Origin of the sequence: Massilia haematophila, from assembly GCF_042647645.1 — a bacterium.
In the GTDB taxonomy this organism is placed as follows: domain Bacteria; phylum Pseudomonadota; class Gammaproteobacteria; order Burkholderiales; family Burkholderiaceae_D; genus Telluria; species Telluria haematophila.
In genome coordinates, this window is record NZ_JBHRVV010000001.1 from 4,485,564 (window position 1) to 4,510,807 (window position 25,244).

The following is a 25,244-nucleotide window of genomic DNA, read 5'->3' on the forward strand; positions in this document are numbered from 1 at the left end:
TGTTCAGCTGCGGCGCAGCCGGTGCAGTTGATACAGGAAGACGGGAGCGCCGATGAGCGCGGTGACGGCGCCGACCGGCAGCTGCTGGGGCGCCACGACCGTACGCGCGAGGGTGTCGCATAGCACCAGGAAGCTGCCGCCGGCCAGCACCGCGGCGGGAATCAGGACCCGGTGGTCGGGGCCGAAGGCGAAGCGGCAGGCGTGCGGCACGATCAGGCCGACGAAGCCGATCGAGCCGGCGCTGGTGACGGCGCTGGCGGTCAGCACGCCCGAGATGAAGAACAGGCCTCGCCGCAGGCTGCCGACGTGCACGCCCAGCGTTACCGCCGCTTCCGCATGCAGGGCCATCACGTTCATGCCGCGCGCGTGGCGCAGCGCATAGAACAGGGCGCCGCCCAGCACCAGCCAGGGCAGCAGGCGCACCGGCGCGCCCGCCAGGTCGCCGATCATCCAGAACACCATGCTGCGCAGGCGGCCTTCGGGCGCGATCGACAGCATCAGGGTGATCAGGGCCACGCACAGCGACGAGATCACGACGCCGGTCAACAACAGCGTCGAGGTGCCGCCACCCAGGCCGGCGCCGCCGCGCAGGTCCTGGCGCGCAAGCAGGTAGAGCAGCAGGGAGACCGCGATCGCGCCGCCGACCGCCGCCAGTTCGATGGTGGCCAGCGCGGCCATCAGCAGCAGCGCGGCGAGCGCGCCAACCGAGGCGCCGGCCGAGATGCCGAGAATATAGGGGTCGGCCAGCGGATTGCGCAGCAGCGCCTGCATCAGCACGCCGGCCAGCGCCAGGGCGCCGCCGGTAACAAAAGCGACCAGCGCACGCCCGGCGCGCAATTCCAGCAGCGAGGCCGCCAGCGACTGCGGCCGGCCCTCGACCAGCTGGCGCAGCGCCGCCGGCACTTCGGCGACGGCGACCTGGATCGAGCCGGTCATGCCGGCATACAGCATGCAGGCGAGCGCCACCACCAACAGCGCGCCCGTGATGAACAGGGCGCGCTGGCGGTGCGGGAACGAAGACAGCGTGCGCATGGCTGCGTGACTACATACCGTAGCGCAGGCCGGCGAACCAGCTGCGTCCGCCCGTGCCGTAGTTGCGCGCCAACTCGTAGTTCTTGTCGGCCGCATTGTTCACGCGCGCCAGCAGCGAAAAGTTGTCGCCGAGCTGCCAGGTGGCATACAGGTTCAGCAGGCCATAGCCACCGAGGCGGCGCAGGTTGGCCGCGTCGTCGTAGCGCTCGCCCGACACCACCCATTCGGCGCCGGTCTGCAGTTTGCCCGTGCCGTATTCGGCGCCGAAGTTGGCGTGTTTCGCGGCGCGGCGCGCCAGGCGCTTGCCCGTGCCCTTGTCCTGCGGGTCCTGCCAGTCCAGGCTGCCGCGCAGGCGCAGTGCGCCGATGCGGGTCGCCCCTGAGAGGTTCACGCCTTCGAGCGTGGCCGACGCCACGTTGTAGGCGCAACTGCCGGTGCGGCCGTCGCGCTGGTCCGGGCAGGGCGTGGCCGAGACGATCATGTCGGTCAAGCGGTTGCGGAACCAGGTGGCGTCGAGCTGCACGCCGCGCCCGTCGTAGCGCAGGCCGAGTTCGGCGTTGCGGCCGCGCTCGGGCCGGTTGGTCTCCAGGCCATAGCCGGGGTAGTACAACTCGTTGAAGGTCGGGGCGCGGAAGCTCGAACCGATGCTGGCGGTGGCGCGCAGGCCGCTGCCGACGTCGTAGCCGTAGCCGAGGGCGCCGGTTGTTTTCGGACCGTAGCTTGACCTGTCCCGGCGCGCGCTGATGTCGACCAGGTGACGGTCGCGGCGCAGCGCGTAGGCGGCGGCATAGGAATTCGTGATGCGCTCGCGTCCCAGGGCGCGGGTGCTGCTCGATGCGACTTCTTCCTTGCGGTGGCCGTAGAGCAGCTGCAGGGTGTCGCTGCCGAAGCTGATCGTGTTCTGCCAGGTCAGCTCGTCCTGGCGGGTGTCGATCTGGCTGGCGCCGCTGGCGGCCGCGCTGGTGAAGCTGCCCAGCTTGTCCTCGGAACGCGCCAGCTGCACGACGCTGCGCCAGTTCGCAGCGAGCTGGTTGGCGACGAAGACCGAGGCCGTGTTCAGGTCCTGCTTGTTATGGACGTCGTAGTTGCCGGCACCGTTGTCGTACTGGGCGCGCAGGCGACTGTGCAGGAACTGGGCCCCCGCTTCGTGTCCCGGCGCGATGGCGACCGCGACGCGGCCGTGCACGTTGCTGCGGCGGTAGCCGTCGTCGTCCGGGTTGTAACCGAAGGCGCCCGGCTTGGTGGCCGAGAAGCCGTCGGACTCTTCGTGACCCGCGCCGAACGCATAGCTGACGGCGTGCTCGCCGCCGCTGCCGCCGGCGATGTTGGCGCTGGCCTGGCGCGTGGCTTCGCTGCCGGCGCCGATCGAGGCCGTGGCGTTCAGCCCGGCTTCGCCCTTGCGCGTGAAGATCTGGACCACGCCGCCGATGGCGTCGGCGCCGTACAGGGTGCTCAAGGGGCCGTAGACGACTTCGATGCGTTCGATCGCCTCCAGGGGAATCGCGTTCCAGCTGGCGACGCCGCTGGTGGCGGAGCCGATGCGCACGCCGTCGAGCAGGACCACGACCTGGTTGCTGTTGGCGCCGCGCAGGAAGACGCTGGTGCTGGCGCCAGCGCTGCCGTTGCGCGTGATCTCGATGCCGGGCTGGCGCTGCAGGACGTCGGCGACCGAGCCGGCGCCGGAACGCGCGATCTCGTCGCGCTCGATGACGGTGGTCTGGGCGATCACGTCGGCGGCGCGCTGCGGCATGCGCGCGGCGGTGACGACGACGGTATCGATGGAGGTGGAAGCGGAAATGCCATCGGCGTGCGCGAAAGGCGCAGCCATGGCGAGCGCGAGCGACGATGCGGCCGCTTGCCGTGAAACGTGAAAGGTCATGATGGTACTCGGGTTGGACAACCAGCCCACGTCCCCGTAGGCCAGATTGAACAGAGAGATGTCCGCGGACATCCCTCCACCTTTTGGCCGGTATCCGGGCTGGCAAGTGGAGCCGTCCGACCTTCCCATGCGACTGCACAGTGGTCTGGGGAGACGGTTTGCCGCGCGAACGCGGCACTTGCTTACCGTTGCGGGGGCAGCACACGTTGGCCTCGAGAGGCTTCGTGTTTCCCGTTTAACTGCGCCCGTGAACACGGGCGCGAGCACCAAAACGGCGCCATTATACGGCGATGCTGGCGATGTTGTCAGTCTTTCAGCACGAGCAATTCGCCGTAGCCGATGCGGTGCGGTGTGCGCGCCGCCTCCAGCGCGGCCGTTATTAAGGGCTGTCCGGTGAACAGTGCGCGCAGCAGGCGCATGGTGCCGGCATGGCAGATGACGAGGGCCTGCGGCTGCCTGGCGCCGCGCAGTTCGGCGCGCATGTCGTCGAGAAAAGCGGCAACGCGGCGCGCGACATCGAGTACGGATTCGCCGCCGCCGGGACGGTAATGCAGCAGGTCGTCCGCCCAGGCGTCGATTTCGGAACGCGCGATGGTGTCCCAGCTGCGCAGTTCCCAGGCGCCGAAGTCCATCTCGGCCAGGCGCGCGTCGAAACGCAGCGGCGACGGATCCAGCGAACGGGCCAGCGCGGCGCAGCGTTCCAGGGGACTGGCATAGGTCGGCATGGTCCCGGGCAGGCCGGCGGCGCGGAGCGCATCGCGCACCCTGGCCGTTTCATGTGCGGGAGCGACGACGTCGCTGCTGCCGTAGCACAGGCCGGGATCGACGCCGGGCCGCGGATGGCGCACGAGCAGCAGGCGCATGCTTACGCCAGTGCGCCCTGGCCGAGACTGGCCAGGACGACCAGATAGACGGCCACTTCCGCCAACTGCTGGACGGCGCCCAGGCAGTCGCCGGTGTAGCCCTGGAGGCGCGCGTGGAACTTGCGGGCCAGCCAGAGCGCGGACAGGGCAGCCGCTGCGATACAGGCTGCCAGCGCCGCGGCGCCCAGCAAACCATACGCGACCAGCACCGCGCCCGGGAGCAGGGCCGTGAGCGCGGCGATAATGAATTCCCCGCTTGTCATCTCCTGCGCCAGGGGTTTGGATTTACCTTCGGCACGCGCATAGGCCATGCGCCAGATAAGACTGGTCGCAGCCAGGCGCGACAGCGGATGCGCGACGAACAGGGCGGCGATGGCGCTGCTCGGCGGCAGCAGCGCGAGCGCCGTGCATTTCACGCCCAGTATGCAGACGATGCCGATCGCGCCATAGGCGCCGATGCGCGAGTCCTTCATGATCTCGAGCACGCGTTCGCGCGTCAGGCCGCCGCCCAGGCCATCGCAGGTGTCGGCGAAGCCGTCTTCGTGGAAGGCGCCGGTGACGTAGATCGAGGCCGCGGTCGACAGTACCGCGGCGACCGGCGCCGGCAGCACCAGGGCCGCGAGCAGATAGACCGCTGCCGCGACCGCGGCGACTACGCAGCCGACCAGCGGGAAGTAGCGCGATGCATGATGCAGCCACTCGGGCTGGAAGCCGACCCAGCGCGGAATCGGCAGCCGCGTGAAGAACTGCAGGGCGATGAAGAACAGGCGCAGCTGCTGCATCTTATTCGCCGCTGGTGCTGACCTGGGCCGACGAGAAGGTCGCCATCTCGGCCAGGAAGTTCGCCGCCGCATGCAGCAGGGGCAGGGCGAGCGCGCTGCCGGTGCCTTCGCCCAGGCGCAGGTCGAGCTGCAGCAGGGGACGCGCGCCGAGGTGATCGAGCATCAGGCGATGGCCCTGCTCGTTCGAGCAGTGGGCGAATACGCAGTAGTCGAGGATCGCCGGCTGCAGGCGCGCCGCTACCAGCAGTGCACTGGTGACAATGAAGCCGTCGATCAGCAGCACCTTGCGCAGCGCGGCCGCCTGCAGCATGGCGCCGGCCATCATCGCGATTTCGAAGCCGCCGAAGGTGGCCAGTACCGCCAATGGATCGTCGACGCCCGCATGTTGATTCACTGCTGCTTCGAGCACGGCCTGCTTGCGGCGCACGCCCTCGGGGGAGAGGCCGGTGCCGGCGCCGACGCACTCGGGCAGGGGGATGCCGGCCAGCTTGTGCATCAGGGCTGCCGCGGCAGTGGTGTTGCCGATGCCCATCTCGCCGAAGCCGATGACATTGCCCGGCAGGTCGCGTGCCAGTGCCATGCCGCGTTCCATGGCGAGCGCGCACTCGTCCATGCGCATCGCCGGCTCGAGCGCGAAATTACGTGTACCGGAGGCGACCTTGCGGTCGACAAGACCGTCGCGTACGCCGAAATCGTGGTTGACGCCGGCATCGATGACCTGGATTGCGCAATTGTTCTGGCGCGCGAAGACGTTGATCGCCGCGCCACCGGCCAGGAAGTTCTCGACCATCTGCCAGGTCACTTCCTGTGGGTAAGCCGATACGCCTTCCGCGACGATGCCGTGGTCCGCGGCAAACACCAATATAGCGGGGCGGTCGATGCGCGGCGTGGTGCTGGCCTGGATCAGGCCGAGCTGGCGGGCCAGTGCTTCCAGGCGCCCCAGGCTGCCGAGCGGCTTGGTCTTGTTGTCGATTGCGGCCGCAAGGGTAGCGGCGAGTTCGTCGTTATGGATGGGAACCAAGTCTGGAATACGCATCGTTGTCGTTCTATAAAGTAGAGGCGGCGGCAACGATAGCACACGAAGAGACCTTGCAAGCCGCCGGCGGCTTTGCTATAGTCCTGTTCCTCGTGAAAACGACAACGAAATCAAGTAGTTGAAGAGTTCACGAAGGCCGCGGCAAAACGCGGTGCTGTAAAAAAGAAGTTGACGAAGATCGCGAAACACTGCATAATCTCACTTCTCTGCTGCTGACGAACAAAACGATTCGCAAAACGCAGCAAGGCAGTACAGAACAAGGTTCTTTAACAATTAACAGTCGATAAGTGTGGGCGTTTGATGAGGGTGCCAGCTGACTTGTTCAGCTGATTACTTAAAATATCAAATGTTCGCACAAAGTATTAAACGTTGTCTCAGCAATGAGATGACGGTCAGTATTTTGAGTGAGCGAACTCCGACCAATGGGAGGAGTTCGGATTGACTAAACATCAGTCCGACCATGACGTAAAGTCATTACAGAGATTGAACTGAAGAGTTTGATCCTGGCTCAGATTGAACGCTGGCGGCATGCTTTACACATGCAAGTCGAACGGCAGCACGGGCTTCGGCCTGGTGGCGAGTGGCGAACGGGTGAGTAATACATCGGAACGTACCCAGAAGTGGGGGATAACGTAGCGAAAGTTACGCTAATACCGCATACGTTCTACGGAAGAAAGTGGGGGATCGCAAGACCTCATGCTTTTGGAGCGGCCGATGTCTGATTAGCTAGTTGGTGAGGTAAAGGCTCACCAAGGCGACGATCAGTAGCTGGTCTGAGAGGACGACCAGCCACACTGGAACTGAGACACGGTCCAGACTCCTACGGGAGGCAGCAGTGGGGAATTTTGGACAATGGGCGCAAGCCTGATCCAGCAATGCCGCGTGAGTGAAGAAGGCCTTCGGGTTGTAAAGCTCTTTTGTCAGGGAAGAAACGGTAGAGGCTAATATCCTTTGCTAATGACGGTACCTGAAGAATAAGCACCGGCTAACTACGTGCCAGCAGCCGCGGTAATACGTAGGGTGCAAGCGTTAATCGGAATTACTGGGCGTAAAGCGTGCGCAGGCGGTTTTGTAAGTCTGACGTGAAAGCCCCGGGCTCAACCTGGGAATTGCGTTGGAGACTGCAAGGCTTGAATCTGGCAGAGGGGGGTAGAATTCCACGTGTAGCAGTGAAATGCGTAGAGATGTGGAGGAACACCGATGGCGAAGGCAGCCCCCTGGGTCAAGATTGACGCTCATGCACGAAAGCGTGGGGAGCAAACAGGATTAGATACCCTGGTAGTCCACGCCCTAAACGATGTCTACTAGTTGTCGGGTTTTAATTAACTTGGTAACGCAGCTAACGCGTGAAGTAGACCGCCTGGGGAGTACGGTCGCAAGATTAAAACTCAAAGGAATTGACGGGGACCCGCACAAGCGGTGGATGATGTGGATTAATTCGATGCAACGCGAAAAACCTTACCTACCCTTGACATGTCAGGAATCCTCGAGAGATTGAGGAGTGCCCGAAAGGGAGCCTGAACACAGGTGCTGCATGGCTGTCGTCAGCTCGTGTCGTGAGATGTTGGGTTAAGTCCCGCAACGAGCGCAACCCTTGTCATTAGTTGCTACGCAAGAGCACTCTAATGAGACTGCCGGTGACAAACCGGAGGAAGGTGGGGATGACGTCAAGTCCTCATGGCCCTTATGGGTAGGGCTTCACACGTCATACAATGGTACATACAGAGGGCCGCCAACCCGCGAGGGGGAGCTAATCCCAGAAAGTGTATCGTAGTCCGGATCGTAGTCTGCAACTCGACTACGTGAAGTTGGAATCGCTAGTAATCGCGGATCAGCATGCCGCGGTGAATACGTTCCCGGGTCTTGTACACACCGCCCGTCACACCATGGGAGCGGGTTTTACCAGAAGTAGGTAGCTTAACCGCAAGGAGGGCGCTTACCACGGTAGGATTCGTGACTGGGGTGAAGTCGTAACAAGGTAGCCGTATCGGAAGGTGCGGCTGGATCACCTCCTTTCTAGAGTAGCACTGGAGACGAAAGTCTCGACATCAAGCGCCTACGCTTATCGACTGTTGACTGCAACTGGACTTAGCTGAAGCGAAAGCTTGAGCTAAGTGTAGTTTGTGTTCTTTAACAATCTGGAAGAAGTAAAGTTTTTTTAAGCGTATGCGAAAGCATACACTTAGGGTAGTAATCAAAGTATCAACAAACATGCAATGAGCTGTACTCTTTGAACTATAACGATCCCTGTTGTCAGCAGGGGCTAACGTTATAGGGACAAGCGAATAAGTGCACATGGTGGATGCCTTGGCGATTACAGGCGATGAAGGACGTAGTAGCTTGCGATAAGCTGCGGGGAGTGAGCAAACACACATTGATCCGCAGATTTCCGAATGGGGAAACCCGGCCCTTTGGGTCATTGCATGCTGAATACATAGGCATGCAAAGCGAACGCGGCGAACTGAAACATCTAAGTAGCTGCAGGAAAAGAAATCAACCGAGATTCCCAAAGTAGTGGCGAGCGAAATGGGAAGAGCCTGTACGTGATAGTCGGACTGATAGTGGAAGCTTCTGGAAAGTAGCGCCATAGCGGGTGATAGCCCCGTACACGAAATCAGACCGGTGGTACTAAGCGTACGACAAGTAGGGCGGGACACGAGAAATCCTGTCTGAACATGGGGGGACCATCCTCCAAGGCTAAATACTCGTAATCGACCGATAGTGAACCAGTACCGTGAGGGAAAGGCGAAAAGAACCCCGGGAGGGGAGTGAAATAGATCCTGAAACCGTGTGCATACAAACAGTCGGAGCGGACTTGTTCCGTGACGGCGTACCTTTTGTATAATGGGTCAGCGACTTACATTCAGTGGCGAGGTTAACCGAATAGGGGAGCCGTAGAGAAATCGAGTCCGAACAGGGCGACAGTCGCTGGGTGTAGACCCGAAACCAAGTGATCTACCCATGGCCAGGATGAAGGTGCGGTAACACGCCCTGGAGGTCCGAACCCACTAATGTTGAAAAATTAGGGGATGAGCTGTGGGTAGGGGTGAAAGGCTAAACAAACTTGGAAATAGCTGGTTCTCTCCGAAAACTATTTAGGTAGTGCCTCAAGTATCACCATCGGGGGTAGAGCACTGTTATGGCTAGGGGGTCATTGCGACTTACCAAACCATTGCAAACTCCGAATACCGATGAGTGCGAGCTTGGGAGACAGACGTCGGGTGCTAACGTCCGGCGTCAAGAGGGAAACAACCCAGACCGCCAGCTAAGGTCCCAAAGATTGGCTAAGTGGAAAACGAAGTGGGAAGGCTAAAACAGTCAGGATGTTGGCTTAGAAGCAGCCACCATTTAAAGAAAGCGTAATAGCTCACTGATCGAGTCGTCCTGCGCGGAAGATGTAACGGGGCTAAGCCAGTCACCGAAGCTGCGGATATATTTCTCGTGATTTATCACTTGATCTATATGGTAGGAGAGCGTTCTGTAAGCCTGCGAAGGTGTCTTGTAAAGGATGCTGGAGGTATCAGAAGTGCGAATGCTGACATGAGTAGCGATAATGCGGGTGAAAAGCCCGCACGCCGTAAGCCCAAGGTTTCCTGTTCAACGTTCATCGGAGCAGGGTGAGTCGGCCCCTAAGGCGAGGCAGAGATGCGTAGCTGATGGGAAGCAGGTTAATATTCCTGCACCGTCGTATGATGCGATGGGGGGACGGATCGCGGAAGGTTGTCCAGCTGTTGGAATAGCTGGTTCTTGACTCATAGAAGGCGCTTAGGAAAATCCGGGCGCGTAATTCAAGGGGTCGAGACGTGTGTCCTTGTGACACGAAGCAATCGGAAGTGGTTCCAAGAAAAGCCTCTAAGCTTCAGTCATACGAGACCGTACCGCAAACCGACACAGGTGGGCGAGATGAGTATTCTAAGGCGCTTGAGAGAACTCGGGAGAAGGAACTCGGCAAATTGGTACCGTAACTTCGGGAAAAGGTACGCCCCGGTAGCTTGATCACTTTACTGTGTGAGGGCGAAAGGGTTGCAATAAACTGGTGGCTGCGACTGTTTAATAAAAACACAGCACTCTGCAAACACGAAAGTGGACGTATAGGGTGTGACGCCTGCCCGGTGCTGGAAGATTAAATGATGGGGTGCAAGCTCTTGATTGAAGTCCCAGTAAACGGCGGCCGTAACTATAACGGTCCTAAGGTAGCGAAATTCCTTGTCGGGTAAGTTCCGACCTGCACGAATGGCGTAACGATGGCCACACTGTCTCCTCCCGAGACTCAGCGAAGTTGAAATGTTTGTGATGATGCAATCTACCCGCGGCTAGACGGAAAGACCCCATGAACCTTTACTGTAGCTTTGCATTGGACTTTGAACCAATCTGTGTAGGATAGGTGGGAGGCTTTGAAGCGGGGACGCCAGTTCTCGTGGAGCCATCCTTGAAATACCACCCTGGTTTGTTTGAGGTTCTAACCTTGGTCCGTGATCCGGATCGGGGACAGTGCATGGTAGGCAGTTTGACTGGGGCGGTCTCCTCCTAAAGTGTAACGGAGGAGTTCGAAGGTACGCTAGGTACGGTCGGACATCGTGCTAATAGTGCAATGGCATAAGCGTGCTTAACTGCGAGACCGACAAGTCGAGCAGGTACGAAAGTAGGACATAGTGATCCGGTGGTTCTGTATGGAAGGGCCATCGCTCAACGGATAAAAGGTACTCTGGGGATAACAGGCTGATTCCTCCCAAGAGTTCATATCGACGGGGGAGTTTGGCACCTCGATGTCGGCTCATCACATCCTGGGGCTGTAGCCGGTCCCAAGGGTATGGCTGTTCGCCATTTAAAGTGGTACGTGAGCTGGGTTTAAAACGTCGTGAGACAGTTTGGTCCCTATCTGCCGTGGGCGTTGGAAATTTGAAGGGGGCTGCTCCTAGTACGAGAGGACCGGAGTGGACGAACCTCTGGTGTACCGGTTGTCACGCCAGTGGCATTGCCGGGTAGCTAAGTTCGGAAGAGATAACCGCTGAAAGCATCTAAGCGGGAAACTTGCCTTAAGATGAGATTTCCCGGAGCCTTGAGCTCCTTGAAGGGTCGTTCGAGACCAGGACGTTGATAGGCTGGGTGTGGAAGTGCAGTAATGCATTAAGCTAACCAGTACTAATTGCCCGTACGGCTTGTCCCTATAACCTTAGCAGGTATAGTCAGGAATACAGCGCTGTTTGTTGATACAGGCTACCCATACTTCTTCCAGATTCAGAGTGGCGCTCACATGAGTGAGCGAAACTCGTACAAGTCATGCCTGATGACCATAGCAAGTCGGTCCCACCCCTTCCCATCCCGAACAGGACCGTGAAACGACTTTGCGCCGATGATAGTGCTGCAACCAGTGTGAAAGTAGGTTATCGTCAGGCTAGTTAATAAGTAGTAAGCAAAAACCCCGTCCAGTGATCTGGACGGGGTTTTTGCTTTTCCGGCCTCGCTTTTCTCCAGTCTCCCTTCTCTCCATGTCGCCGGCATTCAACCGGTGAGACCGCGTGGGCTCGAGAGCCCACCCTACGAAACCGTTGATGCAGGGTGAGTATCTGTATCAGAACTGATCACCTGCGTGACAGCTGTGCCGCCGTAACTGTTCAGTTTTCGAACAGACGCGCGCGCTCCATCCACGCACGGCATTGGCATGTCCCTTGCTCGTCCTATGGTTGCTTGAACTTTCAAACAGGACAACCATGCACAGCCCAGCTTCCGGTTTTCAGGACGTCCAGCCATGATCCGCGCGCCTGCTCGCAAGCAGCTTGCTTGCATCATTTCCGCGGCATTGCTGCCGACGTGCGCCAGTGCCGAACCGACACGCGATGGCGGCGATATGGCCCGGGTGGAGGTGGTCGGGATGGCGCCCCTGCCGGGACTGGGCATCGAGCGCAAGCTCCTGCCTTATCCGGTCCAGCTCGTCAGCGACAAGGAGCTGCCGCGCGCGGCGGGCGAAAACCTGGCCGAGTTCATGGCGCGCTCGTTCACCGGGGTGAACGTGAACGAGGTGTCCGGCAGCCCTTTCCAGAATGACCTGACGTTCCGTGGTTTTCGCGCGTCGCCCGTGCTCGGCAGCGCGCAGGGGATTTCGGTCTACCTGGACGGGGTGCGCGTGAACGAAGCCTTCGGCGACGTGGTCAACTGGGACATGCTGCCCGAAGCGGCGATCGGCAGCGTGCTGCTGGTTCCTGGTGCGAATCCCTTGTATGGGTTGAATACGCTGGGCGGCGCACTCGCCTTCACGACCAAGTCGGGGCTGAGCCACCCGGGCGGCGAAGTCGGGCTGTCGGTGACCGATAGCGGCCGGCGCCGCGCCGACCTCGCCTATGGCCGGCACGATGCCGAGGGATGGCACAGTTTTGTCGGCGCCACCCTGTTCGACGATGACGGTTGGCGCGATCATTCGGCTGGCCACCTCGGCAACGTCTTGCTGAAGGTCGGGCGCGCGCAGGGCGATACCGACTGGAGCCTGGCACTGCTGGGCGGACGCAGCCACCTGCTCGGCAATGGCCTGTTACCTGATCCCTTGTACGAGGAGGACCGCCGCGCCGTCTACACCCATCCGGATACCACGCGCAACCGCCTGGGGCAGGGCAGTTTCAACCTGACCCGGCGTCTCGGGGCCGACAGCGAACTCACCGCCACCGCTTATGTGCGCAACAGCCGCCGCGACACCGTCAACGGCGACCTCAGCGAAGACTACGACGACTACGTCGAGGATTGCGAAGACGGCTTCGATGCCGGCGGCGCCGCGCTCGAACCCGACGAGTGCGGCTATACGCGCGAGGAAGGCGCGGCCCTGCACCCGGGCGTGCTGAACACCACCAGCACGCGCCAGAAGGGGCGGGGCATCAGCGCCGCCTTCAGCACCCTGCGCGGTGCGAACCGCCTCGACGTCGGCTTCAGCTACGACTACAGCAGTTCCGAATACGCCCAGTTCGAGCAGGAAGCCTTCATCACGCCCGAGCGCGAAGTGATCGGCGACCCGGACGAGGAACGCGAGCCCGATGCATCGGTGACCGGCAGTTCGCGCGCCTTCGGCCTGTATGCCGCGCTCAGTCACGCACTTTCTCCTTCCACCCAGCTCACCGCGAGCGCACGCTGGAACCGTGCGCGCGTGCGCAACACCCTGATCAACGAGCGCGGGCTGCAGCCGACGGAAAGCTTCACCTATACCCGCCTGAATCCCGCGCTCGGCCTGACGCACCAGTTCGGCGCCGGCCCGACGCTGTTCGCGAACATCGCCCAGGGCAACCGCGTGCCGACCGTGATCGAACTCGGTTGCGCCGACCCCGAGAATCCCTGCCGCCTGCCGGTGGGACTGCAGGCCGACCCCTACCTGAAACAGGTGATCGCGCGCACCTTCGAAGCGGGCGTACGCAACCAATGGCCTGAGGGCCGCTACACCGTGTCGCTGCACCGTACCGCCAATCGCGACGATATCCTGTTCCTCAGCGCGCCTTCGCGCCAGGGCTATTTTGCGAACTTCGCACGTACCCGTCATCAGGGACTGGACGCCACGCTGACGCAGCGCTTCGGTCCGCTCGGCCTGCACCTGGCCTACAGCTACCTGGAAGCGACCTACGATGCCGACGGCGAACTGTTCACCGGTGCACGCAACGTGCAGGTCCAGCGCGGAACGCGAGGCGCCGGCCTGCCGCGCCATAGCGGCAAGCTGTCGCTCGACTGGCGCGTGAGCCCGCGCTTCGACCTCGGTGTCGACCTGCAGGGCGCGAGCAGCCTGGGCACCCAGGGCAACGAGGATGGCCTGGTCGAGGATCCCGAAGAGGGAGAAGAACCCGAGCGCGGCGACTGGCGCGTGCGCGGGCACGTGTTGATGGGCCTGCGCGCCAGCTACCGGCCGGCCGCCGGTTGGGAACTGTTCGCGCGCGTGAGCAACGTGCTCGACCGGCGCTACGAGACCTATGGCGCCATCGGCCCCGACCTGTTCCCGCGCGGCGTCCTGCTCAAGCCGCACGAGGGCGAGGCCGAATCCGCCCACGCCCGCTTCGTGGCGCCGGGCGCGCCGCGCGCCGTCATGGCCGGGCTGCGCTACACCTTCTGAGAAGCTGTAGCGCCCCGGGCATCAGAAGGTGTACTGCGCGCTGACGCCGATCATCCACTGGCGTCCCGGCGCGGCCTCGTAATAACGCTTGTTGGCATCGCCCACGATCACCGAGCCGACGTAGCTGCGGTCGAACAGGTTGTTCAGCCGCAGGAACTGGCGAAAGCGCCAGCGGTCGACCGTCTGGCGCGCCTGCACGCGCGCATTGACGATCGCATACCCTGGGGCCGGACGCTCGACGTTGGTATCCTCCGGGTAGATCTTGCCGCTCGCGATCGTCTCCAACGCCGCACCAAAGCGCCCGCCTTCGTCGTTCCAGGCCAGCTCGCCGAACAGGTTCGCACGCGGCACGCCCGGCAGCCGGCTGCCGGCAGGAACATTCCCGAAGCCGGTTTCATAGGTCGCCCGCAGCACCGTCAGTGCCAGTCGCGCGCTCAGACCCGCGCCGAACTCGCTCTCGACGGACACCTCCGCTCCCCTGCGCAGCGTCTCGCTCGCGTTGCGATAGCTGGTGCGTCCGCCGGCGGAAGATTCGACCACCATCTCGTCGTCGGTCCGTACCTGGAACAGGGCCGCCTCGACGCGCGCATTCTCGCCCAGTTTCGCCTTGGCGCCGATTTCCAGGTGGCGGCTGCTGGCCGGTTTCAACCGGTAGTTGAAGCCGCTGCCGCCGTTCGAGTAAAACAGCTCGTTCAGCGTCGGCGTCTCGAAGCCGCGCGCCGCGCTGAGGTAGACGTTCAGCTGGGGAGAGACCTTGTACAGCGCGCCCAGCACCGGCGTCACCTTGCTGTAGTCGACGCCGCCGCTGTCGTCGCCGTTCGACAGGAAGCGGTCCTCCACGTCGACGTCCAGGCTGCTGCGGCGCAGGCCCGCCGTCAGCAGCCATGGACCGCCTTCCCATTGGGTTTGCACGTAAGGGTCGAGGCTGGAGAGCTCGTCGGTTTCGTCGCGCCGCAGGGCGCCGCGCACGCCAAGTTCGGTGCCAGCGAAATTCTCATACCCCTGGCGATCGTCCTTCGAGCGGCTGTATTCGAGGCCGAATGTCGTGCTGAGCGTGCCGCCGGCAAGCTGGCGCACCATCAGCCACTGGAGGTCGGCGCCGTGAAAGTCGCGGTCGAAGTCGACCACCCCGCCCGAATGGGTGGGCGGGGCTTGGAAGCCGCGCGAAAAGGCCTGGTACTGGACCACCTGGCGCTTGCCGGCATAGGCCGTGACGCGCAGCCGGTCCGGGCCGAAGCGTTGTTCGAAGACGGCGCCGCCCTGCTGGTGATCGATGCTCTTCCGGGTGTTGTAGCGCTCGGCCAGGGTGCGCTGCGGCGTTTGCGTATCGGTCGGGTCGATTTCGCCGGCGCGCGGGTCGCGCTGGAACGTGGCCCAGGTCACGCCGAGCGGATCCTCGGTGTCGTCTTGCGTCAATGTGCTGGCGGTGATGGTCAGGCGGCTGTTGGCGTCCGGCTTGACGCTCAGCTTGGCGAAGCCCTGGTCGCGCCGCGCCGCGCTGTGGTCGCGGTAGCCGTCGGTCTCGAAGCGCGAGGCGTCGATCACGTAGCCGATGCCGTCGGTCTCGCCCTGGGCGCTCAGGTCGATCTTGTGGGTGCCGTCGCTGCCGCCGGAGACCGTCGCCTCGCTACTCGGCCGGCCTTGGCCGTCGCGGGTAAACAGCTGGATCACGCCGCCCGAGTGGTTGCCGTAGAGCGCGGAAAACGGCCCGCGCAGCACTTCGATGCGCTCGGCCATGTCGAGGTTGAAGGTGGCGGCCTGGCCCTGGCCGTCGGGCATCGAGGCCGGGATCCCGTCGGCGATCAGGCGCACGCCGCGCACGCCAAAGGCCGAGCGCGCGCCGAAGCCGCGCGAGGAAATCTGCAGGTCCTGCGCGTAGTTCTGGCGGTTCAGGACCACCAGCCCCGGCACCGCAGACAGCGCCTCCGATGCATTGACCCGTATCTGGGCCGCGCCGATGCGCTGGGCATCGACAATGTCGATCGCGGCCGGGAAGTCGAAGCTGTCCTGTTCGATCCGGCTGCCGGTCACGATGACGACCGGCATGGGCACGTCCGCGGCAGGCTCGGCCGCCTGCCCCTTGCCGGGAATCGCGAACGCCGCGCCACCCGCCGCGAACAGCGCAGCGATGATGCTCGGCCGGAAGGGAAGTGATTGCTGCATGCCTGTCTCCGTCTGTTGGGATGAGCCGGGCCGGTGTCGATGCCCGCCGCCTTGCCTGTCCAAGCAATATGCCTGCCATGGCCGGCCGGCGTGGCACGGCGCTTGCATTGACTGGGCTCTGGGCGCATCGGCGCCGTCGCCGGGGCAGCTTGCACCACGCATCGTGGCACACCTGTTTCAGATATGAACAGCTGACACAGCATTGGACAATTGCCGGCATGCCCATCGTTGGCAAACCTTATCGATACGGAAGAGAACATGAAAACGAGAGCAGCCATTGCCTGGAAAGCGGGGGAACCCTTGAGCATTGCCGATGTCGACCTCGACGGTCCGCGCGCCGGCGAAGTGCTGGTGGAAGTCAAGGCCACCGGCATTTGTCACACCGATTACTACACCCTGTCGGGCGCCGATCCGGAAGGCCTGTTCCCGGCCATTCTCGGCCACGAAGGCGCGGGCGTCGTGGTCGACGTCGGCCCGGGCGTCACCAGCGTCAGGAAGGATGACCACGTCATTCCGCTGTATACGCCGGAATGCCGCCAGTGCAAGTTCTGCCTGTCGCAAAAGACCAACCTGTGCCAGGCGATCCGCTCCACCCAAGGCCGCGGCCTGATGCCCGATGCGACTTCCCGCTTCTCGCTCGACGGCCAGCCGCTGTTCCACTACATGGGCACCTCGACCTTCTCGAACTACATCGTGGTGCCGGAAATCGCGCTGGCCAAGGTCCGTTCCGACGCGCCTTTCGACAAGATCTGCTACATCGGCTGCGGCGTCACCACCGGGGTCGGCGCCGTGATCTTCACGGCCAAGGTGGAAGCGGGCGCGAACGTGGTCGTGTTCGGCCTGGGCGGCATCGGCCTGAACGTGATCCAGGCGGCGAAGATGGTCGGCGCCGACAAGATCATCGGTGTCGACCTCAACCCGGCCCGTGAAGAGATGGCGCGCAAGTTCGGCATGACCCACTTCGTCAATCCGAAGGAAGTCGGCAACGTGGTCGACGCCATCGTGCAGCTGACCGATGGCGGTGCGGATTATTCGTTCGAGTGCATCGGCAACGTCAACACCATGCGCCAGGCGCTCGAGTGCTGCCACAAGGGCTGGGGCCAGTCGATCATCATCGGCGTGGCCGAAGCCGGCGCAGAGATCTCGACCCGTCCGTTCCAGCTGGTGACCGGCCGCGAATGGAAGGGTTCGGCGTTCGGCGGCGCGCGCGGCCGCACCGATGTGCCGAAGATCGTCGACTGGTACATGGAAAACAAGATCAACATCGACGACCTGATCACCCACACCTTGCCGCTCGATCGCATCAACGAGGGCTTCGATTTGATGAAGAGCGGACAGTCGATCCGTTCGGTGGTGTTGTACTGAACTTGTCCAATAGCGCTTAAAAAACAAAGGAGACCGACGATGAGCACTGAAATCCACATCCATCCCGCCGTCGACAACGGCATCAAGCCCGCCGCGCCGAATTTTTCGGGCGGGACCCTGACCTGCCTGTGCGCCACCAATCCGGTGACGGTGGAAATCCAGGGCCAGGTCGCGCACAACCACGTGTGCGGCTGCACCAAGTGCTGGAAGCCGGCCGGGGCGCTGTTTTCCCAGGTGGCGGTGGTCGGACGCGAGAACGTCAAAGTGTCCGCTAACGCCGACAAGCTGGCCGTGATCGACTCCTCGGCCACGATCCAGCGCTACGGCTGCCGCGAGTGCGGCGTGCACATGTTTGGCCGCATCGAGAACACTGCGCATCCCTTCTATGGCCTGGATTTCGTGCACACCGAGCTGTCGCACGAGGACGGCTGGGCGCCGCCCGAGTTCGCCGCCTTCGTGTCCTCGATCATCGAATCCGGTGCCGATCCGAAGAACATGGGGGCGGTGCGCGCCCGCCTGACCGAGCTCGGCCTGCCTCCCTACGACGCGCTGTCGCCGGCACTGATGGACGCCATCTCGACCCATGTGGCGAAAGCGAAAGGCGTACTGAAGGAAGCGTGAAGGGCACGCATGGTGGCCGCGCATGCCGCGGCCACCGCCTGCCTGGCAAACCGTGATTGGAGACGAAGAATGAAGCGAACGCACTTGCTGCTGACAGCAGCCCTGGCTGCCCCGCTGGCAGCGCATGCCCATGATTTCCCGACCAGCGGACGGGTGGAGTACGTATTGGAGTGCATGCAAAAGCACGACGGCAAATACGAATACCTCTACAAGTGCTCGTGCGTCATCGACCAGATTGCCAAGGCCATGCCCTACGACGACTTCGTCACGATGTCGACTGCGCTGCGCAACCAGACCATGGCCGGCGAGCGCGGCGCACTGTTTCGCGATCCGGCGCCCGTGAAGGAAATGGCCAGCAAGTACAAGGCGATCCAGGCCAGCGCCAACAAGACCTGCAACGTGCCGCCGCGCTGAACACCGGCGCGAAGCCGTATACGCCACGGATGACACAGCGGCGCAGCAAGCAGTGTCTCGAAACTGAACATGTGTCACGTGGCAGGGGCGGTTCCCGGGGCGGACCGCCATGGATAGAGGGATTTGCGCCACTGGCACGCTAAGTGCTGTGTCCATTGTGGCACCCCGCTGAGGTGATGCAGGGCCAAGCAGCCGCACGGCTAAGGTTCTAAAACCATAGGAGACTTCAACATGTTATTACTAACAAGACTCATCCGCTGGTGGCCTTGCCTGGCACTGGCCGCCACCCCGGCCTTTGCCGCCGATTCGGATGTCGAAAAGCTGACCAAGGACCCAAAAAACTGGGCGATGCAGTCGGGGGACTTCGCGAACCACCGTTACAGCGAACTCAAGCAGATCAACAGCAAGAACGCCAAGAACCTGCAGGTGGCCTGGACCTTCTCGACCGGCGTGCTGCGCGGCCATGAAGGCGGACCGCTGGTGATCGGCGACACCATGTACATCCACAGCCCCTTCCCGAACAAGGTGTTCGCGATCTCGCTGGAAGACCAGAGCATCCGCTGGAAATACGAGCCGAAGCAGGACCCGACCGTGATCCCGGTGATGTGCTGCGACACGGTCAACCGCGGCGTGGCCTATGCCAACGGCAAGATCTTCCTGCAGCAGGCCGACACCACCCTGGTGGCGCTCGACGCCAAGACCGGCGCCGAACTGTGGAAGAACAAGGTCGGTGATCCGAAGCTCGGCGAAACCACCACCAACACCCCGCACGTGTTCAAGGACAAGGTCCTGACCGGCATCAGCGGCGGCGAATTCGGCGTGCGCGGCCGCATCACGGCGCATGACATGAACACCGGCAAGATCCTGTGGAAGGCCTACAGCACCGGCCCCGACAACGAGCTGATCGTCGACCCCAACAAGACCATGACCTGGACCGACGGCAAGATGGCGCCGATCGGCCCCGATTCCTCGCTCAAGAGCTGGCAGGGCGACCAGTGGAAGCTGGGCGGCGGCACCACCTGGGGCTGGTACAGCTACGACCCGGCCACGAACCTGGTCTATTACGGCACCGGCAACCCGAGCACCTGGAATCCACGCCAGCGCCCCGGCGACAACAAGTGGTCGATGACCATCTTCGCGCGCGACCTCGATACCGGCATGGCGAAATGGGTCTACCAGATGACCCCGCACGACGAGTGGGACTATGACGGCGTCAACGAAATGATCCTGGCTGACATCAAGGTCAAGGGCAAGCCGCGCAAGGCCCTGGTGCACTTCGACCGCAACGGCTTTGCCTACACCCTCGACCGCGTCACCGGCGAACTCCTGGTCGCCGAGAAATTCGATCCGAAGGTCAACTGGGCGACCCACGTCGACATGAAGAGCGGCCGTCCGCAGGTGGTGGATGCCTTCAGCACCGACAAGAACGGCCCCGACTTCAACACCAAGGGCATCTGCCCGTCCGCGCTCGGCACCAAGGACCAGCAGCCGGCGAGCTATTCGCGCAAGACCGGCCTGTTCTACGTCCCAACCAACCACGTGTGCATGGACTACGAGCCGTTCCAGATCGAGTACACCGCCGGCCAGCCGTACGTGGGCTCGACGCTGTCGATGTACGCCGCACCGAACAGCCATGGCGGCCTGGGCAACTTCATCGCCTGGGATGCCGGCACCGGCAAGATCGTCTGGTCCAAGCCCGAGAAGTTCTCGGTCTGGAGCGGCGCGCTGTCCACCGCCGGCGACGTGGTGTTCTACGGCACCCTGGAGGGCTTCATCAAGGCGGTCGACCACAACGGCAAGGAACTGTGGAAGTTCAAGACCCCGTCGGGGATCATCGGCAACGTTCACACCTGGGAATACAAGGGCAAGCAATATATCGGCGTGCTGTCCGGTATCGGCGGCTGGGCCGGCATTGGCCTGGCGGCTGGCCTGACCAAGGGCACCGAGGGCCTGGGCGCGGTGGGTGGCTACAAGGACCTGGCCAAGTACACCGAGCTGGGCGGCGTGCTCACCGTGTTCGCGCTGCCGGATCGCTGATCGGAACGCGAATACAGTCGACGTGTTGAAGTGAAGTGAACCGGAGACGGCGCCGGCCGCAGCATGGCGGCGCCGCCTCCCGCATAGTCAGGAATGCATATGAACAGACTCACGAAGAATGCGGGCATCGCGGCCGCCTGCTGGGCCTTGCTTGCCTTGCCCGGATTGCTCGCCACCCCCGCCGTGGCGGCGGACGCGGCCCCCTACAAGGTCGTCGACGGCAACAAGGTCGATGCCCAGACCCTCAGCGGCTGGAAGACCTGGCGCGCCATGGCCTGCGAGCGCTGCCATGGCGCCGCCCAGGAAGGCATGGTCGGGCCCTCGCTGGTGAACAGCCTGAAGGTCTTGAACAAGGACGAATTCAAGGCCGCCGTGCTCAAGGGGCGGATCGAGAAGGGCATGCCGAATTTCGATACCAGCAAGATGGTGAACGAAAACATCGACAGCCTGTACGCCTACCTGAAGGGCCGCTCGGACGGCGCCATCGAACCGGGCCGGCTGCAGGAGATCGGTAAATGAGGTGGCGCCAACTGGCGGCGGGCGCCGCCTGCGCATTGTCCTGCCTGGGCAACCCGGCAGGCGCGCAGGAAGGTGCGCCTGCACCCGGGCAGGACAAGGTGCTGCGCGTCTGCCAGGACCCGAACAACCTGCCGCTTTCGAACCGCGCCGGCGCCGGCTTCGAGAACCGGATCGCCGCATTGCTTGCGCAGGAGCTGGGCTGGAAACTGGAACATACCTGGTTCCCGCAGCGGATCGGTTTCATCCGCAACACCCTGCGCGCCAAGGAAGAGAACACGGACCGCTACAAGTGCGACCTGGTCACCGGCGTGCCCAAGGGGTTCGAGCTGGGCGCGACCACGCGCCCCTACTACCGCTCCACCTATGCGATGGCCTACGTGAAAGGCAAGGGCCTGGACCGCGTGCGCACGCTGGACGACCTGCTGGCGCTGGACCCTGCACAGCGCCAGCGGCTGCGGATCGGGGTGTTCACCGGCTCGCCGGTCACCGAGTGGCTGCTGGAGCACGGCCTGATGGAGCAGGTCGAGTGGTACCAGAGCCAGACCGGCGACGCCGCGCAGTATCCGGGCGAGATCGTCGAGAAGGACTTGGCCAGCGGCAAGATCGACGTCGCCCTCGCCTGGGGCCCGATCGTCGGTTACTTTGCCAGGAATGCGCGCGCGGCGCCGATCGTCGCCATCCCGCTCGCCTCGCGCCCCCATATGAAGCTCGACTTCGAGATCGCGATGGCGGTGCGCCATGGCGACAAGGAATTCCGCCAGCGTATCGACCAGCTGCTCGCGGCTAACGAGCCGAAGATCCGCGCCATCCTCGAACAATATGGCGTGCCCTTGCTGGCGCCGCAGGACGCGCCAGGACCGGGGCCGGCATCGGCACAACCAGCGCCGCCGACGCCGGCGCCAGCCGCGACGCCAACCCCGACACCGGCATCGGCGAGGGCGCCATGAACCGTCTCCCGCTCGTTGCCGGCGTCGCGCCGGCATGGCATGCCCGCAGCCTGTGCGCGGCGGCGGCCCTTGCCCTGCTGGCACTGGCGCCGGCCCGCGCCCAGCCGGTCTCGCCGGCCGAAGTCCTGTTGTTCGAGACCGATCACCTGGCGCGGGTCAAGGCGCCGGCCACCCTGGTCTATGCGTTCCGCAAGGTCAGCAATGTGGAGCCCGCATTTACCGACAATGTCCAGCTCGAGGTCTCGCGTGAGAAGGGGGCGCTGCATGCGGAACTGCACTTCCTGAGTGGCGAGCGCAAGCACGAGCTGCCGGGGATCGACGACGTGCACGGCAATCCGGTGCTGCTCGGTTTCCTCGAGCGCGACATCGCCGAAATGAAACGCCTGACCGGCGGTTCGTCCGGCTATTTCCGCAAGCGCATCCGGTTGGCGTTGGCCGAGGGCGCGCAAGTAACGTCGCAGCGCATCACCTACCAGGGCAAGACGCTAGACGCGAAGGCGATCCGCATCCAGCCCTATCTGGACGACCCGCTGCATGCGCGTTTCGAACACTATGTGCGCAAGACCTATACCTTCGTGATCAGCGACGCGGTGCCAGGTGGGATCTATCAGCTGAGCACCTCGCTGGCGAATGCGAGCCTGCCCGGCGCGGTCGTCGCACGGACGGCGGCCACCGGCGCGGCTGCGCCAGGCAAAGCGGGTTCCGGTACCGCGACATCCGGCACAGCGACATCCGGCACAGCGACATCCGGCACAGCGAAATTCGGCACGCCAGCAGCCGGCGCGGCGCGGGCCAACATGGCAGCGCCCGCCATGGCGATGCCGGCGGCCGCAGCGGCGCCCGGAATGACGCCGCCCGGCGCCGCATTGCCCGTCATCGACGAAACGCTCACCCTGGTCAAGGTGGCCGAACCGAAGCGCTGAGCTTGGCGCCGCGACGCCCGACATGGAATCAGCCGGAGGCACACATGGCGCCGTTGAAAGTGTTTGCGTTCGATTACACCGCTGACGGCGGGCCGGTGGCGCGTGCCCTCTCGCACACCTTCCGGCAGCAGGGCGCCATGCTGATGGATGCGCTGGTGGCCGACCTGGGGGCCATTCCCGGGGTCGACGTGTGCACGATGGCGACCCTGGGCGCATCCGGCCCTGGCGGCACGTTGGCGGCGCAGTCCTTCGGCGACCGCTTCGCGGCCTGCGTGCAGGAGGCGGATGCGGTATGGCCGCTGGCGCCGGAGTCCGAGGGCTTGCTGGAAAGCCTGTCGCGCCAGGTCCTGCGCGGCAAGCGCATCCTGTTGGGCAGCGCGCCCGGCGCGGTGCGGGTCGCCGCCAGCAAATTCAAGGTGGCACGCGCGTTGGCCGAGAGCGGCGTGCCGGTGGTGCCGACCTACCGGCCGCACGCCTCGCTGCCGGCGGGGCAGGGCGCCTGGGTGGTCAAGCCGGACGATGGCGCCGGCTGCCTCGACGCGCGCCTGTTCAGCGACCGCGCGACGGCGCTGGCCTGGCTGCGCAGCAGCGCCGTGCAGGGCTATGTGCTGCAGCCTTTCGTCGCGGGCAAGCTGGGCAGCCTGTCGCTGATCTGCTGCGATGGCGCGGCCCGGGTCCTGTCCCGCAACCTGGAGCGCATCGCCGTCCACGACAACCGCTTCCACTTCCTGGGCTGCACCGTCAACGGGCTGGAGGATACGGATGGCACGCTCGAGCGCCTGGCGCAACGGGTCGCGGCGGCGCTGCCCACCCTGTGGGGCTACGTCGGTGTCGACCTCATCCTGAGCGAGCGCGGGCCGGTGGTGCTGGAGGTGAATCCGCGCCTCACCGCGGCCTATGCCGGCCTGCACGCATCGATCGGTTGCAATCCGGCCGCCCTGGTCATCGATCTGCTGAAAGGGCCGGGCGCAATGCCGGCGCCGGCCGCGCGCCGCCGCGCGGTCAGCGTCGATGTCGGCGGCTTCGATCCGGGCGCGGCTACCTGACGGCCACGCCCCAGGGCAGCTTGCCGACGGCGACGTCGCGCAGCTTGGTGTTGCTTGCCGTGTCGATCACGCTCACGTTGCCGGAGCGGCCGTTGGCAACGTAGAGTTTCTTGCCGTCCGGCGTGAGCGCCATGTTCCAAGGCCGCTGCCCGACCGGGACGGTGGCCACGACCTTGTTGCTGGCGGTGTCGATCACCGACACGTTGGCGTCGCCGCCGTTCGACACGTAGACCTGCTTGCCGTTCGGGTGGACCGCGATGCCGTTGGCGCGCAGCCCGGCCTTGATGCGCGCGACGATGTCGAAGCTGGTGGTGTCGATCACGAAGACCTCGTTCGCATTTTCGGTGGCGACGTAGGCGCGGCTGCTGTCCGGCAGGAAACCGATGCCGCGCGGGCGGGCGCCGACCGCGACTTGCGCCACCTGCTTGCGGCTGGTGAAATCGATGATGTCGACGGCGTCGCCTTCCTCGGCGCTGACGAACAGCAGGCGGCCGTTCGGACTGAACACGGCATGCTCGGGATTCTTGCCGTGCACGGGGATCGCGAATGCCAGCGCATTGCTGCGCGTGTCGATCACCGCGATCTCGTTCTTGCCCTCCAGGGCCGCCACCACCCAGCGCCCGTCGGGGGAAATCGACACCCCTTCGGGGGATTCGCCCAGCGCCACCGTGGCGCCGGCCTTGCGTGCCTGGATGTCGACCAGTTGCAGGCGGTTGTTGGGCTGGTCGCTGACATAAAGCCAGCGGCCGTCGCCGCCCACGGCCAGGCCGCGCGGCTTACTACCGCCGGGCATCTCGCCGACCACCTGGTCGGTAGTCGTGTCGATCACGGAAATCGTGCCCGAGCCTTCGTTCGGCACGTAGGCGAAAGGCGCGGCAAACAGGAGCGAAGGCAGCGCGGCGAGCGCCACGGCGGTGCAGGCGAGGAGGCGGGCAGGGGCAGTGGTCATCGGGTCTCCATGGGAAGATCGGAAGGGGAAGGCGCGGCGGGCGTGCGGCGCCGCGGCCACATGCGCAGCAGCAGGCGGTCGCGATCGACAAAGGTGTGCTTGACGACCGCCAGCAGGTGCAGGCCGACCAGCAGGGCCAGCAGCAGGGCGGCAAGATGATGCGCGCCGTTGAAGAAGGCATACAGGGCCTTGTCGTCCGGCCCCCAGGGCGCCCAGCGCAGCGTGTTGAAGAACTTGATGCCGTGCCGGCTGAAGTTGGAGGCGAGGTAGCCCGACAACGGCAGCGCCAGCATGCAGGCGTAGAGGGCGGCATGGCTGAACCAGGCGGCGCGGCGCTGCCAGGGCGCCATGCCGGCGGGCGGCGGCGGCGGCTTGTGGCGCAGGCGCCAGGCGAGGCGCAGCAGGATCAGGAGCCCGATCAGGATGCCGAAACTCTTATGCAGGTTGACGTAATAGCCGCGCGCCGGGGTGCCGCGCGGGATATCGTCCAGCGCCAGGCCGAACGCATACTGGCCGAGCAGCAGCAGTGCGACCAGCCAGTGCAGGGCGATCGCGGTGCCGGTGTAGTGCGCTGGCGTGGCCATGGCTCCG

General features: G+C 63.9%; 17 protein-coding genes, 3 rRNA genes and 1 riboswitch. Of the genes, 12 read left to right on the forward strand and 8 right to left on the reverse strand.

The window, feature by feature from the left end:
• Window positions 1-3: 3 nt before the first annotated feature.
• The 5 genes from ACFOPH_RS19890 to cobT form a co-directional block, all read right to left on the reverse strand.
• Window positions 4-1,032 carry a FecCD family ABC transporter permease gene (locus tag ACFOPH_RS19890; protein WP_312551695.1) on the reverse strand — a complete coding sequence of 343 codons (1,029 nt, stop codon included), beginning with the start codon at window positions 1,030-1,032 and terminating at the stop codon, window positions 4-6.
• 10 nt (window positions 1,033-1,042) lie between these two features.
• The gene (locus ACFOPH_RS19895) at window positions 1,043-2,860 is read right to left on the reverse strand and encodes a TonB-dependent receptor domain-containing protein (protein WP_379737028.1); all 1,818 of its coding nucleotides are present in this window, start codon (window positions 2,858-2,860) and stop codon (window positions 1,043-1,045) included.
• A 119-nt stretch (window positions 2,861-2,979) separates the two neighbouring features.
• Window positions 2,980-3,197, reverse strand: a riboswitch (cobalamin riboswitch).
• A gap of 19 nt (window positions 3,198-3,216) precedes the next feature.
• Window positions 3,217-3,774, reverse strand: a complete 558-nt coding sequence (locus ACFOPH_RS19900) for a histidine phosphatase family protein (RefSeq protein WP_312551698.1) — start codon at window positions 3,772-3,774, stop codon at window positions 3,217-3,219.
• A gap of 2 nt (window positions 3,775-3,776) precedes the next feature.
• A complete protein-coding gene (locus tag ACFOPH_RS19905; protein ID WP_379737029.1) occupies window positions 3,777-4,556 on the reverse strand; it encodes an adenosylcobinamide-GDP ribazoletransferase in 780 nt (259 codons plus the stop codon).
• Between the two features lies 1 nt (window position 4,557).
• Window positions 4,558-5,592 carry a nicotinate-nucleotide--dimethylbenzimidazole phosphoribosyltransferase gene (gene cobT, locus ACFOPH_RS19910; protein WP_312551702.1) on the reverse strand — a complete coding sequence of 345 codons (1,035 nt, stop codon included), beginning with the start codon at window positions 5,590-5,592 and terminating at the stop codon, window positions 4,558-4,560.
• A 485-nt stretch (window positions 5,593-6,077) separates the two neighbouring features.
• On the opposite strand from cobT, the gene ACFOPH_RS19915 reads away from it, so the two are divergent.
• The 4 genes from ACFOPH_RS19915 to ACFOPH_RS19930 all read left to right on the forward strand — a co-directional run bounded on the left by ACFOPH_RS19915 (window position 6,078) and on the right by ACFOPH_RS19930 (window position 13,669).
• A 16S ribosomal RNA gene (locus ACFOPH_RS19915) occupies window positions 6,078-7,608 on the forward strand.
• A 259-nt stretch (window positions 7,609-7,867) separates the two neighbouring features.
• Window positions 7,868-10,759 (forward strand): 23S ribosomal RNA (locus ACFOPH_RS19920).
• Between the two features lie 116 nt (window positions 10,760-10,875).
• Window positions 10,876-10,988: ribosomal RNA gene (gene rrf, locus ACFOPH_RS19925) — 5S ribosomal RNA — on the forward strand.
• The 16S, 23S and 5S rRNA genes sit together here, the layout of an rRNA operon.
• A gap of 452 nt (window positions 10,989-11,440) precedes the next feature.
• On the forward strand, window positions 11,441-13,669 hold the full coding sequence (locus tag ACFOPH_RS19930) for a TonB-dependent receptor (RefSeq protein ID WP_312553422.1): 2,229 nt from the start codon (window positions 11,441-11,443) through the stop codon (window positions 13,667-13,669).
• A gap of 21 nt (window positions 13,670-13,690) precedes the next feature.
• Here ACFOPH_RS19930 and ACFOPH_RS19935 read toward each other — a convergent pair whose 3' ends face one another.
• Window positions 13,691-15,832 carry a TonB-dependent receptor family protein gene (locus tag ACFOPH_RS19935; RefSeq protein WP_379737030.1) on the reverse strand — a complete coding sequence of 714 codons (2,142 nt, stop codon included), beginning with the start codon at window positions 15,830-15,832 and terminating at the stop codon, window positions 13,691-13,693.
• Window positions 15,833-16,090: 258 nt separating this feature from the next.
• Between ACFOPH_RS19935 and ACFOPH_RS19940 the strand changes: the two genes are divergently transcribed.
• From ACFOPH_RS19940 to ACFOPH_RS19975, 8 genes are all read left to right on the forward strand, one after another.
• Window positions 16,091-17,197, forward strand: a complete 1,107-nt coding sequence (locus ACFOPH_RS19940) for an S-(hydroxymethyl)glutathione dehydrogenase/class III alcohol dehydrogenase (RefSeq protein WP_379737031.1) — start codon at window positions 16,091-16,093, stop codon at window positions 17,195-17,197.
• Between the two features lie 39 nt (window positions 17,198-17,236).
• A complete protein-coding gene (gfa, locus tag ACFOPH_RS19945; protein ID WP_312552365.1) occupies window positions 17,237-17,818 on the forward strand; it encodes an S-(hydroxymethyl)glutathione synthase in 582 nt (193 codons plus the stop codon).
• 69 nt (window positions 17,819-17,887) lie between these two features.
• On the forward strand, window positions 17,888-18,232 hold the full coding sequence (locus tag ACFOPH_RS19950) for a hypothetical protein (RefSeq protein ID WP_312552364.1): 345 nt from the start codon (window positions 17,888-17,890) through the stop codon (window positions 18,230-18,232).
• Window positions 18,233-18,463: 231 nt separating this feature from the next.
• Window positions 18,464-20,269: a methanol/ethanol family PQQ-dependent dehydrogenase gene (locus ACFOPH_RS19955; protein ID WP_379737032.1), complete on the forward strand. Its 1,806-nt coding sequence runs from the start codon at window positions 18,464-18,466 to the stop codon at window positions 20,267-20,269.
• 99 nt (window positions 20,270-20,368) lie between these two features.
• Entirely contained in the window at window positions 20,369-20,788 is a 420-nt protein-coding gene (locus tag ACFOPH_RS19960) for a c-type cytochrome (RefSeq protein WP_312552359.1), read from the forward strand.
• A complete protein-coding gene (locus tag ACFOPH_RS19965) occupies window positions 20,785-21,735 on the forward strand; it encodes a quinoprotein dehydrogenase-associated putative ABC transporter substrate-binding protein (protein ID WP_312552357.1) in 951 nt (316 codons plus the stop codon). Before ACFOPH_RS19960 ends, ACFOPH_RS19965 begins: the two co-directional genes overlap by 4 nt.
• A complete protein-coding gene (locus ACFOPH_RS19970; protein WP_379737033.1) occupies window positions 21,732-22,658 on the forward strand; it encodes a hypothetical protein in 927 nt (308 codons plus the stop codon). The genes ACFOPH_RS19965 and ACFOPH_RS19970 overlap by 4 nt, the downstream gene beginning before the upstream one ends.
• Before the next feature lie 44 nt (window positions 22,659-22,702).
• On the forward strand, window positions 22,703-23,704 hold the full coding sequence (locus ACFOPH_RS19975; protein WP_379737034.1) for an ATP-grasp domain-containing protein: 1,002 nt from the start codon (window positions 22,703-22,705) through the stop codon (window positions 23,702-23,704).
• On the opposite strand, the gene ACFOPH_RS19980 is transcribed toward ACFOPH_RS19975, so the two are convergent.
• Together ACFOPH_RS19980 and ACFOPH_RS19985 are read right to left on the reverse strand one after the other, a co-directional pair.
• Window positions 23,697-24,653, reverse strand: coding sequence for a beta-propeller fold lactonase family protein (locus tag ACFOPH_RS19980; protein WP_379737035.1), 957 nt, complete (start codon window positions 24,651-24,653; stop codon window positions 23,697-23,699). The two genes, ACFOPH_RS19975 and ACFOPH_RS19980, sit on opposite strands and share 8 nt — an antisense overlap.
• Window positions 24,650-25,237 (reverse strand): cytochrome b, encoded by a 588-nt coding sequence (locus tag ACFOPH_RS19985; protein ID WP_312552351.1) that lies wholly within the window; start codon window positions 25,235-25,237, stop codon window positions 24,650-24,652. The genes ACFOPH_RS19980 and ACFOPH_RS19985 overlap by 4 nt, the downstream gene beginning before the upstream one ends.
• Window positions 25,238-25,244 lie beyond the last annotated feature (7 nt).

Coding starts and splice junctions, on each gene's coding strand:
- ACFOPH_RS19935 (WP_379737030.1), bottom strand. CDS start 15,832: ATGCAGCAATCACTTCCCTTCCGGCCGAGCATCATCGCTGCGCTGTTC.
- ACFOPH_RS19980 (WP_379737035.1), bottom strand. CDS start 24,653: ATGACCACTGCCCCTGCCCGCCTCCTCGCCTGCACCGCCGTGGCGCTC.
- cobT (WP_312551702.1), bottom strand. CDS start 5,592: ATGCGTATTCCAGACTTGGTTCCCATCCATAACGACGAACTCGCCGCT.
- ACFOPH_RS19985 (WP_312552351.1), bottom strand. CDS start 25,237: ATGGCCACGCCAGCGCACTACACCGGCACCGCGATCGCCCTGCACTGG.
- ACFOPH_RS19905 (WP_379737029.1), bottom strand. CDS start 4,556: ATGCAGCAGCTGCGCCTGTTCTTCATCGCCCTGCAGTTCTTCACGCGG.
- ACFOPH_RS19895 (WP_379737028.1), bottom strand. CDS start 2,860: ATGGCTGCGCCTTTCGCGCACGCCGATGGCATTTCCGCTTCCACCTCC.
- ACFOPH_RS19975 (WP_379737034.1), top strand. CDS start 22,703: ATGGCGCCGTTGAAAGTGTTTGCGTTCGATTACACCGCTGACGGCGGG.
- ACFOPH_RS19965 (WP_312552357.1), top strand. CDS start 20,785: ATGAGGTGGCGCCAACTGGCGGCGGGCGCCGCCTGCGCATTGTCCTGC.
- ACFOPH_RS19970 (WP_379737033.1), top strand. CDS start 21,732: ATGAACCGTCTCCCGCTCGTTGCCGGCGTCGCGCCGGCATGGCATGCC.
- gfa (WP_312552365.1), top strand. CDS start 17,237: ATGAGCACTGAAATCCACATCCATCCCGCCGTCGACAACGGCATCAAG.
- ACFOPH_RS19930 (WP_312553422.1), top strand. CDS start 11,441: ATGGCCCGGGTGGAGGTGGTCGGGATGGCGCCCCTGCCGGGACTGGGC.
- ACFOPH_RS19890 (WP_312551695.1), bottom strand. CDS start 1,032: ATGCGCACGCTGTCTTCGTTCCCGCACCGCCAGCGCGCCCTGTTCATC.
- ACFOPH_RS19950 (WP_312552364.1), top strand. CDS start 17,888: ATGAAGCGAACGCACTTGCTGCTGACAGCAGCCCTGGCTGCCCCGCTG.
- ACFOPH_RS19960 (WP_312552359.1), top strand. CDS start 20,369: ATGAACAGACTCACGAAGAATGCGGGCATCGCGGCCGCCTGCTGGGCC.
- ACFOPH_RS19900 (WP_312551698.1), bottom strand. CDS start 3,774: ATGCGCCTGCTGCTCGTGCGCCATCCGCGGCCCGGCGTCGATCCCGGC.
- ACFOPH_RS19955 (WP_379737032.1), top strand. CDS start 18,464: ATGTTATTACTAACAAGACTCATCCGCTGGTGGCCTTGCCTGGCACTG.
- ACFOPH_RS19940 (WP_379737031.1), top strand. CDS start 16,091: ATGAAAACGAGAGCAGCCATTGCCTGGAAAGCGGGGGAACCCTTGAGC.